General features: G+C 39.0%; 10 protein-coding genes. 7 read left to right on the forward strand and 3 right to left on the reverse strand.

All coding sequences use genetic code 11. The annotated features are described in order from the left end of the window. The first annotated feature begins 22 nt into the window (after positions 1 to 22). Both LC419_RS11015 and LC419_RS11020 read left to right on the forward strand, forming a co-directional pair. Entirely contained in the window at positions 23 to 2,680 is a 2,658-nt protein-coding gene (locus LC419_RS11015) for a reprolysin-like metallopeptidase (RefSeq protein ID WP_223607381.1), read from the forward strand. A gap of 119 nt (positions 2,681 to 2,799) precedes the next feature. After that, positions 2,800 to 3,681, forward strand: coding sequence for a helix-turn-helix transcriptional regulator (locus LC419_RS11020; RefSeq protein WP_223607382.1), 882 nt, complete (start codon positions 2,800 to 2,802; stop codon positions 3,679 to 3,681). A 108-nt stretch (positions 3,682 to 3,789) separates the two neighbouring features. On the opposite strand, the gene ccoG is transcribed toward LC419_RS11020, so the two are convergent. Beyond that, entirely contained in the window at positions 3,790 to 5,232 is a 1,443-nt protein-coding gene (gene ccoG / locus LC419_RS11025; protein ID WP_223607383.1) for a cytochrome c oxidase accessory protein CcoG, read from the reverse strand. Between the two features lie 661 nt (positions 5,233 to 5,893). Here ccoG and LC419_RS24130 point away from each other — a divergent pair. From LC419_RS24130 to LC419_RS11035, 3 genes are all read left to right on the forward strand, one after another. Further along, positions 5,894 to 6,541 carry a S41 family peptidase gene (locus tag LC419_RS24130; protein WP_262901705.1) on the forward strand — a complete coding sequence of 216 codons (648 nt, stop codon included), beginning with the start codon at positions 5,894 to 5,896 and terminating at the stop codon, positions 6,539 to 6,541. A gap of 31 nt (positions 6,542 to 6,572) precedes the next feature. Continuing rightward, positions 6,573 to 6,983: a S41 family peptidase gene (locus tag LC419_RS24135; RefSeq protein WP_262901706.1), complete on the forward strand. Its 411-nt coding sequence runs from the start codon at positions 6,573 to 6,575 to the stop codon at positions 6,981 to 6,983. 72 nt (positions 6,984 to 7,055) lie between these two features. Then, positions 7,056 to 7,949, forward strand: a complete 894-nt coding sequence (locus LC419_RS11035; protein ID WP_223607384.1) for an SMP-30/gluconolactonase/LRE family protein — start codon at positions 7,056 to 7,058, stop codon at positions 7,947 to 7,949. A gap of 89 nt (positions 7,950 to 8,038) precedes the next feature. Here LC419_RS11035 and LC419_RS11040 read toward each other — a convergent pair whose 3' ends face one another. Further along, complete coding sequence (locus tag LC419_RS11040) at positions 8,039 to 9,346, reverse strand: DEAD/DEAH box helicase (RefSeq protein ID WP_223607385.1); 1,308 nt, start codon at positions 9,344 to 9,346, stop codon at positions 8,039 to 8,041. A 330-nt stretch (positions 9,347 to 9,676) separates the two neighbouring features. Beyond that, on the reverse strand, positions 9,677 to 10,942 hold the full coding sequence (locus LC419_RS11045; RefSeq protein ID WP_223607386.1) for a hypothetical protein: 1,266 nt from the start codon (positions 10,940 to 10,942) through the stop codon (positions 9,677 to 9,679). 279 nt (positions 10,943 to 11,221) lie between these two features. Here LC419_RS11045 and rpsA point away from each other — a divergent pair, with 279 nt between their 5' ends. Together rpsA and LC419_RS11055 are read left to right on the forward strand one after the other, a co-directional pair. Beyond that, positions 11,222 to 13,012 (forward strand): 30S ribosomal protein S1, encoded by a 1,791-nt coding sequence (gene rpsA, locus LC419_RS11050; RefSeq protein WP_034726429.1) that lies wholly within the window; start codon positions 11,222 to 11,224, stop codon positions 13,010 to 13,012. 246 nt (positions 13,013 to 13,258) lie between these two features. Next, positions 13,259 to 14,683: a T9SS type A sorting domain-containing protein gene (locus LC419_RS11055; RefSeq protein WP_223607387.1), complete on the forward strand. Its 1,425-nt coding sequence runs from the start codon at positions 13,259 to 13,261 to the stop codon at positions 14,681 to 14,683. The last annotated feature ends 23 nt before the right edge of the window (positions 14,684 to 14,706 follow it).

Below are 14,706 nucleotides of genomic sequence, written 5' to 3' on the forward strand. Positions count from 1 at the left end.
CTACACTAAAAAATATTATTCTATGAAAAAGTATTTCTTTCTTTCCATAATGTTGCTTCCATTCTTAGGACAAGCGCAATGGACCAAAACCTCCTTAAGGACGCAGAAAGTCAAGCCGTCTCAGGAGAAACTCGAATATGCAGCTTTGTATTCCTTAGATACCAATCAGCTTAAGCTTTCACTGAAAGATGCTCCCGAACGTTTTTCAGGATCAAAAGGAGTGATTGTATCACTTCCTACAGCAGGTGGAAAGATCGAAAAATTTCAGGTGTGGGAATCTTCCAATATGGATCCAGCTCTTCAGAAAAAATATCCGGATATCAAATCCTACGTAGGAAGCGGTGTAGATGACCCTTCCGTATACTTAAGATTCAGCATGTCACCAGTAGGATTTTCATCCATGATCACCAGATCCGGTCTCTCAGAATTCATTGAACCTTACAGCGAAGACAGAACAGTATATGCCGTTTTTGACTCCAATGCAAGAAAAGGCCAGGATAAAGAACCATTTGAGTGCTCCGTCATAGAGGAAGCAGAAAAAAAAAGCGAAAGCGTAAGTAAGAAAACAGCGGGTTTTAATATTTTCAGACTTGCTTTATCCTGTACAGGAGAATATGCTCAATACCATTTAACAGCTGCAGGTACTCCGGCCACAGCAACTGATGCAGAGAAAAAAGCAGTGATTCTTGCTGCTATGAATGCTTCACTGACCAGGCTGAACGGTGTTTTTGAAAAAGATCTTTCTTTTCATTTTAACCTTATCGCCAACAATGAAACGATTATATTTTTAGATCCGGCTGGAGATCCTTATACAAACGGAGGCCCGAATGAGGCTCATGCCCAGATTTCCACAAGAATTGCTGCTGAGGATTATGATATGGGGCATTTAATTGATAAAAAAGGAGGTAACGGATCTGCAGGGGTAGGTGTTATCTGCAACAACAGCTCAAAAGGAGCAGGATGGACTGCCCATAATTTTCCTGAAGGAGATAAATTCGATATAGATTATGTAGCTCATGAAATGGGTCACCAGCTGGGCGCAGGACACTCTTATACTTACAGATCTGCACAAGCGGATCAGAGAGTGGAGCCGGGAAGCGGTAGTACGATAATGGCGTATACAGGGATTACAACAGCTTCTGATGTTCAGTTTAATTCCAATGATTATTTTCACACCAACAGTGTTACTCAGATTAAAAATAAAATAAACAGTATTGTCTGCGGTGTCAATGCACCTTTTGCCAATCCAGCTCCTGATGTGAATGCCGGTGCGGATTATACAATTCCTAAATCCACTCCATTTGTTTTAAAAGCCACCTCATCTGATGCCAATACGGCTTCTTATACTTATACATGGGAACAGGCAGATCAGGCTGCGGCAGCTCAGATCGGGGCAGGTGATATTTCGTCAGCTTATCCTACAAAACCTACGGGACCTACTTTCAGATCTTTTACCCCTACAACTTCTGCGGTAAGATATTTCCCTGATTTCAATAAAGTATTGGCAGGCGTTTTATCAACCCGTTGGGAATCGGTTTCAAGTGTGGCAAGAAGCCTTAATTTTGCTGCTACGGTAAGAAACAACAGTCCGGCGCAGCCACAGGTATCCAAAGATGCGACGGTACTGACAGTGGATGCAGCATCCGGTCCTTTTCAGGTGACGGCTCCGATATTCGGTCAGTCATTAACCTCAGGAGGGACCATTAATGTGACCTGGGATGTAGCCAATACCAATCAGGCTCCTGTAAGCACAGCCAATGTCAATATTAAACTATCTAAAGACGGTGGACAGACGTTTACCACTATAGCTGCCAATACCGCTAATGACGGAAGTGAGCAGGTAACAATTCCGGCAGGATCTATCTCTGCCAATGCTTATATTCTAGTAGAAGCGGTAGGAAATGTGTATTATGCGGTAAGTCCAAGTTTTGTAATAGATTATAACGTGACGGGCGAGACATGTAATACGTATACCTACAACGGGCCGGCTGTAGCCATTACAGACAGTCCCGGAGGCGGAGGTATCTCAGCACCAAGAATCAATATTCCTTTAATGGTCAACAGTACAGGAACCATTACTAAAATAAAAGTGACTCCGTCCGTTACCCATCCGAACATCAGCCAGTTGGCCATAGGAATTGAAAGTCCTGTAGGATCTTCAGCCCTGTTCTGGAACAGACAATGCTCCGGACAGTCGGGAATTACAGCGTCATTCAGTGAGGCAGGTAATGCTGTAGCGTGTGCATCACCTCTTGCAGGAGAGACGAAATCAAATGAATCCTTAGCGATATTTAAAGGACATAAAGCTCAGGGAGAATGGAAACTTTTTGCCACAGACAATAATCCTGGAAGTACAGGAACCGTTACAGCGTGGTCTCTGGAAGTATGTACAAGAGAAACTCAGACACTGGGAACTCATGAAGTTTCTTCTCCATTAGCAGATGATATCAAGATTTATCCTAATCCAAGTGACGGTAATTTCTTTATCAAATCCAGAAACTTAAAAGGAGAAGTGAAGATAGGTATGTTTGACGCCAGCGGAAGATTGGTATTCTCCTCTGCTTACCAGAGTGAAGGCAACAGTACAAAAGAGTTTAATGTCAATGTTCCTAAAGGGGTTTATGTGATCAGCATCAATTCTTCAAAAGGAGCTTACAACACAAAGCTTGTGATCAAATAACATAATGATAATTTCTGAATTAAGGACTGGTGAAAACCGGTCCTTTTTTTATGCCTATTTGCGTTGTCTCTCTTTTTGCAGTACTTTTATAGAATAACTACCATCCGTCTATTATCAGAATGAATTCTATCTCTGTCCTTCATATCGAGCTTTTCCAGTCCGGCAGGAATACTTCAGATTTTTATTTCAATACTATGAAAGAACATCTGGTTGTAGGTCATCGTCATATTGAAAAACCACACCGCCACGACTTCTACGCGGCTGTTCTCTTTACAAAAGGAAAAGGAACCCATGAGATCGATTTTCAGAAGTATGAAGTGTCTGAGGGGAGTCTTTTCTTTCTGTCTCCAGGGCAGATCCACAGCTGGGAACTTTCAGAAGATATTGACGGGTACATTTTTTTCTGCTCACAGGAGTTTTACGAAATGCATTATGTGAGCCAGAAATTGAGGAATTTTCCCTTTTTCGGGTCCGTATCATTTCCCAGAAAACTGCAGCTTGATGTGGTAGAATTAAGGAAAACGGACAGCTTATTTCAGGAGCTGGGAAAAGAGCATCAGTCCCAGAACGTTATGAAAGAAGGATTCATCCTTTCTCTGATGTCACAGATCTTCATTAATGCGACAAGGCTGTTTTCAAAAGATATTGATATACGCTCTTCGTCTGCCAGCATTTCATATTTTAAACATTATCAGGATTTTGAAAATCTGATAGAGCAGCATTTTATGGCTCATAAATCTATTTCGCACTATGCATCGTTATTGGGAATTACGCCAAAACACCTGAACAGGATTGCGCAAACTGTTGTTCAGAAGACCGCAACTGATGTCATTACCGAAAGAGTCGTTCTGGAAGCCAAAAGAATGCTCATATACCTCGATGAAAATCTTGTGGAAATTGCGTTCAGACTCGGATATGAAGAATATTCCTACTTTGTAAGAGTATTCCGGAAAAGCTCCGGAATGACTCCTACTCAGTTTATGAGAAAATACAAGGTTTAAAATGCTAGATTTTAGATATCAGACACAAGAAATGTGTTCACTCATCCTTTATCTCGCATCTCCAGTCTAAAATCTTCAGTCTAAAATCTGACGTCTGAAATCTGACATCTATAACAAAAGCTTAAACGGTCCCTCAAACGTTGTCTCAAACGAATCCAGCATTTCTCCCTTTTCATCAAACACACCGATAACCATATTCTGTTTGGAGAACTTAATATCTTCTTCCGGGAAGGTAATGTTGATATTCCCTTTCAGAATTTCATCACCTTTCAGAATGATCTTTTCAGAACCGAAATACGTGATCTCTGCATGGGCCGGAGTCATTACTTTGATGGTTAGGATTTTTTTCTCGTTGGATTTGTTTAAAAGGGTATAAATAAAAGTATTGGTGATTTTTCCGTTTTTAATAAAGAAAGTAGAACCTGCCGGCTTGATGAATTTTGCCTCCATAGATCCGCGGTCATACATTAAGAAGCCTAAAAATCCTATTAACAGGGCTAAAAATACCGTCGTAGCTTTCATTCTTGACGTGAATTTGAAGCTGTCCTGATTTTCAATTTCTGCTTCTGTCGCATAGCGGACCAGTCCTCTTGGAAGTCCTACTTTGTCCATTACCTCATCGCAGGCGTCTATACAGGCTGTACAGTTGACGCATTCCAGCTGCTGTCCGTTTCTGATGTCGATACCGGTAGGGCAGACTACAACACACTGATGACAGTCGATGCAGTCTCCTTTTCCTGCTGCTTTACGGTCTTCATTATTTCTCCATTTTGAACGGCCTTCTCCTCTTTTGAAATCATAATATACGTTGATGGTCTGTTTGTCGATCAGTACACCCTGAAGTCTTCCGTATGGGCACACCAGCGTGCAAACCTGTTCGCGGAGCCATGCAAAAACAAAATAGAATGTCATGGTAAAAAATATCATGGCAATGAATTTAAGGGGATGCTCCTGCGGCCCATCATTCATAATGCGGAACAACTCCTCGTATCCTACGATGTACATGAACATAACGTGAGCTATAAGCAATGAAATGAATGCAAAAACAGACCATTTCAGAAGTCTTTTCCTGATTTTTTCAGCATTCCATTCCTGTCTGTCCAGCTTCATCTGCTTATTTCTGTCACCTTCGATCAGGTATTCAATTTTCCGGAATACCATCTCCATAAAAAGGGTCTGAGGACATAGCCACCCACAGAATATCCTTCCAAAAACTACGGTGAAAAGCATTACGAAGATCACGGAAGTTACCGCTCCAAGCGCCAGGATAAAAAAATCCTGAAGGTAGAAAGGCTGACCCAGAATGAAAAACCTCCTGTCGATCACATTGATCAGAAGAAAAGGATTGCCATTGATCTTTACAAACGGAAGCCCGAAAAATATAACGAGCATGACATAACTTGCGTAATTCCTGTAGTTGGTATATTTTCCTTTTGGTTTTCGTGGAAAGACCCATTTTCTTTTTCCCGTTTCGTCCATGGTTCCCACCGAGTTTCTGAACGTATCGTTTTCTATTTCTACAAATTGGCTCTTGCCTGATTCTGCACTCATTGCGGTACTTTTGTTAAGTTAAAAAAGTATTAAGGTGATATTAGAGGCCTGATCAAGCCGTTTTTTCAGTCAGTTTTACAAAGGAAAAAGAAGTGTTGATCTTACCATGGCAAAGGTCCGGATAAAACTGTTTTTTAACTAACACCATCTGCTTCCAAAATAGGACAATTAGGACATTGTATTTTGTTATAGAGATAATTGCTTCCAAAATTGTTATCTATTTAGAAGTTGCTGAAATACAGTATTTTCAATGTTTTTTTTCTTAGTTTAGCATGCCCGAGGAAAGAGAGATTTATATTTTAATTTTTATACATCTTTTCCACTTTGACAGGTTTTAATAAAAAAGCTATCCGTGAAAAATAAAATTTCTATTCTATGCCTTCTGTTGATCATTTTTTCATCATTATCGGCCCAGATTCCAAATAAACTAACGCTTAATGAGAAAATCTATGGGTTATCTAAATTCTAGAGCGAATACAATTTTGTCTATCTGTACAAAACGGACCAGCCAAAATGGGATAAGGCTTCTAGGGAAGCTATTGTAAACATCCAAAAAACGGAAAACGATAATCAGTATTACAAAGAGCTCCAAAAATTATGTGCTGTTTTAAAAGACGGACATACACAGGTTTATTTTCCCGAGGATATCCAGAATCAGATTATGGTGTCTATGTTTGGAGAATACAGGCTTTTCCTGATGAATGTACAGGGAAGTGTGCATATCATCGGCACCAATAAAAGCAAAGAAAAAGAGATTCCCTTAGGAATTGAGATCATAAAAGTGAACGGGCTGTCTACCCCTGAATACGAGGATAAATTCGTCAAACCTTATATTTCGTCTTCTACTGTGAGCTATCTCAATTTTAAAGCAGGTACGAATCTATTGGAAGGGGTCAATGGAGATACTTATGACATCGAAATCAAAACTCCCAAAGGGGAAATCAAAAAGCTGCATCTTACCCATTCAAAAACAGCGGAAACTGCTGTGAATCCCGAAGCCTTGCACAATCAGGCGCTTTTTGAGTTCAAATGGCTGAAGAATGATATGGCATATGTAAAGATCAGTAGCTTTGAGAATTTCTCTATTGTAAAAGACTTCGAATCCAAGTTGCCTGAACTTAAGAATGCAAAAGCAATTATTTTAGATATCAGAAATAACGGCGGCGGCAGTTCAAAAAATTCAAAAAATATTGCGAAATATTTTGTCAAAGGAGATACCATTTACGGGGCACAGCCGGAAGATCATTCCGACAGAAAGAGCCCTTGGTTCCTTTCTCACGCCAAAAGATACGATCAGTGGAAGATCTGAGTGGGGTCTTTCCAAACAGGAGACGACTGATTTGTTTAAAGCCTATCTGGGAAGCAAGTTTCATGAATTTGAGTACAAACCTCAGATTGTAGAGCCTGTAGAAAAGCTGAGCGTTCCTACCGTTGTGCTGACAAGTGTTTTAACGGCTTCAGCTGCAGAAGACTTTTTGATTTATCTATACAATCAAAAAAATATAACCAGAGTGGGCGGTTATTCCAATGGAAGTACCGGCCAGCCTCTTCAGATAGAATTGCCGGGAAATGGCTCTGCGATCATATGTACCAAAAAAGTTACCCTGCCGGATGGTGAAGAATTTATAGGAGTCGGAATTAAGCCGCATATTTTTGTAGAAAGAAACCTGAACGATACCTTATATCCTCTGAAATTTGATTCTCAGCTTGAAGCGGGAATTAACCATTTAAAGGCAAAGGTGAAAAAGTAGGGTTATTTTTACCGCCTGACAAAGGATATTTTATTGTACAAATTGTAAATTTGAAGGCTCTAAAAAAGAAGAATGAAAAATATATGCAGAATAAGCATGATTGGTTTGGTTTTCGCATTGTTAAGCTGTCAATCAGTAAATTACAACAACATGTTTTATGAAGATGTACAGCCGGAGAAGGTTTCGGATCAATTTAGTTTTACAGAAGGACCGTCTTCGGATCAACATGGAAATGTTTATTTCACTGACCAGCCTAATGACAAGATCTACTACTGGGACTGGAAAACCAATAAGGTTATAGAATTTTTAGGAAAGACAGGGAGGGCCAATGGAACTCATTTCGATAAAGACGGAAATCTCATTACCTGTTCTGATGATCAGGGTGAGATCTGGAAAATTTCAAAAGATAAAAAAGTAGAAGTGATCCTGAAAGGTTTTGAAGGGAAGAGACTGAACGGGCCCAATGATGTCTGGAATGATTCATCCGGCGGAATGTATTTTACAGATCCTCTGTATAAAAGGGATTACTGGATCAATTTTAAACAGGAAATAGCCCATAAAAGTCTTTATTACAGAACAAAAGACGGAAAGACGATTAAGCTGGAAACCTTTGTGCAGCCGAACGGAATCGTGGGAAGTGAGATATTTAAAAAGTTATATATTTCAGATATTGATGCAGGAAAAACATATGTGTATGATATCCTTGGAGAAGGAAAATTGTCCGAAAGAAAACTGTTCTGCGAGATGGGTTCAGACGGTATGACTCTGGATAAGCATGGTAATCTCTATTTAACAGGAAAAGGAGTGCATATCTTTAACCGTCACGGAAAGAAACTTTACCATATTCCCATCGCAGAAGAATGGACATCCAACGTCACTTTTGGAGGACAGAACAATGATATTTTATTTATTACCGCTTCAAAATCTGTCTATACTTTACCCACTAAAGTGAGAGGAACACGATAAATAATTTTTTTAATAATAAGTAGTATAACAACGAAAAGAGCCCGGTAGAATACCGGGCTCTCTCTTTATTTTTGATGAAATGCTCTCAATTAATAAGCAACCTCCATTTTTACTTTCTTGCCTTTCAGCTTTTCGGTACTTAATTTCTTTAAAACAAAGCCGACTTTATTTCTGGAAACCGCTACATAGGAAGTGGTGTCTTTCACTTCAATGATCCCGATATCTTCTTTCTGCAGTTCTCCTTTTTTGATAAGATATCCTACAATATCCACTTTATTGACTTTATCTTTTTTTCCTGCACTGATATAAATCGTCTGGAAAGGTGTTTTCTCCGGAACTCTGTTAAAATCTTTTACACTTTCTTCCGGTGTATTGCTTTTAATGAAAGGAAAGTTTTCATCTTCAGTCATGATCAGATAGGCAAAACCTTTTGCATTCATTCGTGCGGTACGTCCGTTTCTGTGAATGAAAGCATCTTCTTTCGGGGGAAGCTGGTAATGAACGATAGATTCCACTTCCGGGACATCCAGGCCGCGGGAAGCAAGATCTGTAGTGATCAGGATCCTTGCAGAATCGTTTCTGAATTTCAGAAGGGCACGTTCTCTCTCGTCCTGCTCCATACCGCCATGGAAAGTCTCCCTGTCGATTCCTTTTTCAGCCAGAAGATCAGAAATACGGTCTACAGCCTCACGGTGATTACAGAAAATTAATGTTCTTTTATTGCCGATTTTACAGATTAAATTAAACAGCGTATCCAGTTTCTCTTCAGAAATAGTCATCACTTTTCTCAACTGAATATCCGGTTTTACCTCGCTTAATTTTAGAAAATCAATGATCTTTTCATTATTTAAACCTGTAAACGCCGGAATTTCATCCATTGCCGTTGCTGAGGTTAAAATTCTTTGGGAAAGACCTCTCAGTGAACCTGAGATGTATTCCATGTCTTCATGAAAACCCAGTTCCAAAGCCTTGTCAAACTCATCTAAAACCAAAGTTTTAATCGTCTTAGGATCAAAATTGTTATTTCTTAAGTGATAAGTAACTCTTCCCGGGGTTCCGATTAAAACTGCCGGTGCCTCAATTAAATTATTGACCTCAATTTTTTTATCATGACCACCATAACACACCGAAACTTTAAAATCTGTTCCCATGGATTTGAAAACCTGCTCAATCTGCAACGCCAGTTCCCTTGCCGGAACCAGAATCAGCGCCTGAATTCCCTGAACATCTTTTTTAAGGTTTCGAAGAACCGGAAATAAAAATGCCAGCGTTTTTCCTGAACCTGTAGGAGATAGCAAAACAACATCCGTATTGTTTTCAGTAGTCTTATATGTAGATTTCTGCATCTGATTCATATCCTGAATCTGCAGTTTTTGATAAATTGATTCTAATTCCATTTTGCAAAGGTAGTAAATTTCGAGAGCAAGTTTGGAGTGGGGGAGTTTGAGGGTTTTAGAGTGGGAGCGTTTCAGAGTTACGGGTTTGAGAGTTTTTAGAGTAAATAAGATTGAAAGAAGTTTGTCAGTGGCTATTTTTTTTAGTTGCTGGTTGTCAGTTTCTGGTTCGTAGTAATTAAGCCTATGGATAGTTGCCTTATGCTTGATATCTATTATCTGGAATCCGGAATCCGGAATCTTTTTTTAGCTCTTGACTAAAATCAGAAGACCATAATTTCAACCTTCGGCACAGTCCCTAATCCCTAAAACCTGCCACCTAATATCTGCCATCTATTTTAACCTACTCAACATCTCTTTCCCCCTCAATAAAGTTACAGGATAAGCTTCCTCCGGATTTGAAATGGATTTTTGATAAAATTCTTTGGCAATAACGGTGTTTCCCTGGGTGAAATTGATGAAGCCAGACATTTCGTACATGAAATTGCGGAGCTTGAGGTCTTTTTCTTCCTTGGTGGAGAGGTACTTTAGAAGCTTTTCCGCGGAAGTAAGGCGGGCATCTTTATAAGGTTTGATATCGTATCCGTTAGGTTTGCTGAACCAGTAATCCCACATGGCACCGTTATTGTGCTCGTTCCATGAATATTTAATCAGTTGCAAAGCCACTTCGAGAAGGGCTGGGTTCAGGTTTTTATTTTTCGGATCTGATTTTTCACTTTCTGCTATATAACGGCCGATGGTGATGTCTGCGCCTTTCTCCAGTATTTCCTGGAAAATAGATTCTTTAAGGTATAAAGAATGGTTTTTAGAGAAATTTTCATAAGCAAATGATGAAGGAAAATGATCTGCCAGGTTTTCTATACGGTAACCTTTTGTGAGTTCAGATTTTAAATCAATCTTATAAACGGTATTGTAATCGTGAAAAAGGTAGACGTAGATGATTCCTTTTTTGAGATCGCAGATGGTAGAATATAAAGTGTTCAGTTCTCCCTCCTGATGGGTCTTATCTAAAATGGTCTTCAAAAACCCGATATTGTTCTCCTTGGAAGCGGCAAGCATTTCATTGGCGATGTCCGGTCTTCTGCAAGACAGTTTTCCATTGATCATATTGCAGTTGGAATTCACCTGAAAGTCGCCGGTCTTTTCTATGATTTTTCCGGGAGTGATGACGACAGAATTTCCTTCTTTATCTGCCAGTAGAACTTTGGCAGAGATGGCGTAGTCGTATTTTTTTAAATACACCATGGCTTCTTTTACGGTTTTGCATTTTCCTAATATTTCCCACATCAGATCTCCCTGGTAAGGATTTTTCAGATTCAGTTTACTCAGGTCGTAATTGGCCGCTGCAAAATCATAGAACAAACCGTATTCATTCATCGCGGCAGCGGTTTGCATATCGGGAGCTCCGAAGCTGATGGATCCATAGCGGTCTTTCGTCGCAGGATTATACCAGATTCTTGTAAAAGGAGTCATATCATCTTCATTAGCCGCAGCGAATGTTTCTCCTCCTCTCGAACAGGAAAATATAGTACAGGCTTTTACCGTATTCATACTGGACGAAAGTATGCTGATGACAAACAGGAGAAATATTTTTTGCATAGGTTGTTTATTTGTTAATGGTTTTGAAGGATGCTGGGTGTTTCTATTAAAACATTTCACGAAATGAATGTATTACATGAAGGTTGAGTTTCTCCTTGATTTCTAATAAGAAAGAGCGAGAAATCCATTGTTAATATAAAATAAAATTCATATCTTTGCACCCACTTTTGTGTGAAAGGTTTGAAAAGGTAAAATATTAAAAATTAATTACTTCCGTATTTTTTAGATCCACATTTATTCAGACCACTAAAAAAGAAGGAATACAAATTTTATTAGAAAATGTCAAAAGAGACAAATTCAGCAGAGGTTTTATTAAACCAAAACGTAGCACCAGAACAATTTGATTGGGATTCATTCGAATCAGGTCTTGATGCAGATGCGAGAAAAGAAAAAAGCGATTTAGAAGAAATCTATAACGGATCTCTTAGCAGCTTAAACGATAACGACGTTATCACTGGTAAAGTTGTAAGATTAACGGATAAAGAAGCTATCGTTGATATCGATTTCAAATCTGAAGGTGTTATTTCTCTTAACGAATTCCGTTACAACCCGGGCCTTAAAGTAGGTGATGATGTGGAAGTAATGGTAGACAGAAGAGAAGACAAAACTGGACAGTTACAGTTATCTCACAGAAAAGCTAGAACGCTTAAAGCTTGGGATAGAGTAAACGAACTTCACGAAACAGGTGAAATCGTTAACGGTTTTGTTAAGTCTAGAACTAAAGGAGGTATGATCGTTGACGTACACGGAATCGAAGCATTCTTACCAGGTTCTCAGATTGATGTTAAGCCAATCAAAGATTACGATCAGTTCGTAGGTAAAACTATGGAGTTCAAAGTTGTGAAAATCAACCCTGAGTTCAAAAACGTAGTGGTATCTCACAAAGCATTGATCGAAGCAGATATCGAAGGTCAGAAAAAAGAAATCATCGCTCAGCTTGAAAAAGGTCAGGTTCTTGAAGGTACTGTTAAGAATATTACTTCTTACGGTGTATTCATTGACTTAGGAGGTGTAGATGGATTGATCCACATTACAGACCTTTCTTGGTCTAGAGTGAACCACCCATCTGAAATTCTTGAGGACGGACAGACTGTGAAAGTTGTTATCCTTGATTTCGATGATGAGAAAACAAGAATCCAGTTAGGTATGAAGCAATTAGAGGCTCATCCTTGGGATGCTCTTTCTGCTGACATGAAAGTTGGTGACAAAGTAAAAGGAAAAGTAGTAGTTCTTGCTGACTATGGTGCATTCGTAGAAATCGCTCCAGGTGTAGAAGGATTGATCCACGTTTCTGAAATGTCTTGGTCTACTCACTTAAGATCTGCAGGAGACTTCGTGAAGGTAGGTGATGAAGTAGAAGCTGAAGTATTAACACTAGACAGAGAAGAAAGAAAAATTTCTCTTGGTATCAAGCAGTTATCTAAAGATCCATGGGAAAATATCGAAGCTAAGTATCCGGTAGGATCTCAGCATGTAGGAACGGTAAGAAACTTCACTAACTTTGGTGTATTCGTAGAGTTAGAAGAAGGTATCGACGGATTAATCTACATCTCTGATCTTTCTTGGACTAAGAAAATCAAGCACCCATCTGAGTTCTGTGCAGTAGGTGATAAATTAAACGTTATCGTTCTTGAATTAGACATCCAGGCTAGAAGACTATCTTTAGGTCACAAGCAGTTAACTGAAAACCCTTGGGATAAATTCGAAACGAAATATGCTGAAGGTACTATCCACGCTGGTAAAGCTGTAGAGGTTCACGATAAAGGAGCTTCTGTACAGTTCGAAGACGTAGAAGTAGAAGCTTTCTGCCCATCAAGATTATTAGAGAAAGAAGATGGATCTAAAATCAAGAAAGGTGAGGATGCTCAGTTCAAAGTAATCGAATTCAACAAAGAGTTCAAAAGAGTAGTAGTTTCTCATACTGGAATCTTCAGAGACGAAGAGAAGAAAAATATGAAAGACTCTTCTTCTAGAAACGTATCTTCTTCTTCAAACAACGAAGAAAGATCAACTCTTGGAGATATCGATGCATTAGCAGAATTGAAAAGAAAAATGGAAGAAGGTAAATAATCTTCAACCCATTTGAATATATGAAGCCGCTCGTAAGAGCGGCTTTTTTTTGTTTCTATGAGGAATCAGGATTGACGACGTAAGATCTTGATTTTATGATGGTTGAACTTTGTTTATTTGTTATTTTTTTTACTTTTTTGGTGTAATTTCATTGTAAATTATTTTAATTTACTTGATTATTATTAAATTATTTCATCAAATAGGGAAAAAATATTATTTTTAGCCAACTAAATTTAAATAATAACCATGAAAAGAACATTTTTATTTTTATTCATGACATTCATGATGTCATGGAGTGGACTTAAAGCACAAGGTCTTGATTACATTATCATGCTGGATAACGGAAGCTCCATCACCGCTGATGAATACGCTAATATGAAGCGGGGTGCCATTAAGCTGATGGAAGAGCTTTTGGCCTGTAATAACAAAAGCAGAGTAGCTGTTGTACAGTATGGAACAGGAAAGTATGGGGATACCAGTGGGACTTATAAGCCCATGATTTATATCGAATCCGATTTTACCAGCGATCAGTTTGTCGCCCAGAATTTTGAAAGACGTCTGGATTTTGGAGATCTTTTTAATGAATCCTTAGGAATGATTGGTGATGCACTTGACGGAAATCCCAATGCTAATATTGTAAGTCCTCAGACAACCTTAGGCCTGGGGAGTGATCTTAGAGTGGTTGTATTTACTGATGCAATGAGAAATCTGGGCAATGCACTTACAGGCACTTATCTTGTGAATTCTGGCAGTCCGGGCTATGGTACTACTGCAGCATTTGTGAATGAACTGAAGTTCAAATACAACAGGGGAGCAAGGTTTACAATGATTCATACCAATACAGTGATGTCAGCAATCAGGGCTGCTGCGGCTATTGCCTCATATGGTGCGGGATCATATTCCGGATCGGTAGAACCTGTTCCGGGAGATCCTAATATTAACGTAACTCCAAGATTATATTTTAACAGGCCTAATGGATTTGAAGTTGTGTCTGGTGAAATGAACTATTGGAGAGATCTGGCACAAAATATATGCGAGACAAATGGTATGGGAACTGTAGATTTCAGATACGAACCGGGAGAATGTATAGGATATACACAAGGTGTTGGCGGATATCATCATCTTCCGGCCGGGGCTACCTTATTAAATCTCAAGCTGGAACTGGTAGGCTTACAGTCGGGAACGGTTTTTCCTGTGCCGTTTAATCCTTCATTCGGGCCTGGCAACTTTTTTGTCTATTATCCACAACCTTCAGACTTTGATGCTGCTGTAAATGGTGGAGCAACTGGAATTCAGAAATTCAAATTAACAATGGAATACTCTTATAACGGTCAGACTGAAGTAGCATATGCATGGAACAATTATCCGTTTTTTGATTATGACATTAACATGGATTGCCCGGTATTAAAGACAGCAAAACCATCAGAAGAAAAGATGTTCAAGCTTACTCCTAACCCTACTGATGGATTATTTAAAGTAATTCTGAATAAAGAAGTTAAGTCAGGAAAGCTTGAGATCAGAGACTTGAGTGGAAATACAGTGTACAATAAAATACTGCGTAATGAAAAAGAAATAGACATCGATATCAGTTCCCGAAAAGAAGGAGTTTATATTGTTAATGTAATAAATGATAAGAGCGAAATATATTCAGAAAAAATAATCAAAAAATAAAAAATTTAAGCTGTCTCTCAAGG

Source organism: Chryseobacterium sp. OSA05B (assembly GCF_019970065.1).
Lineage (GTDB): Bacteria > Bacteroidota > Bacteroidia > Flavobacteriales > Weeksellaceae > Chryseobacterium.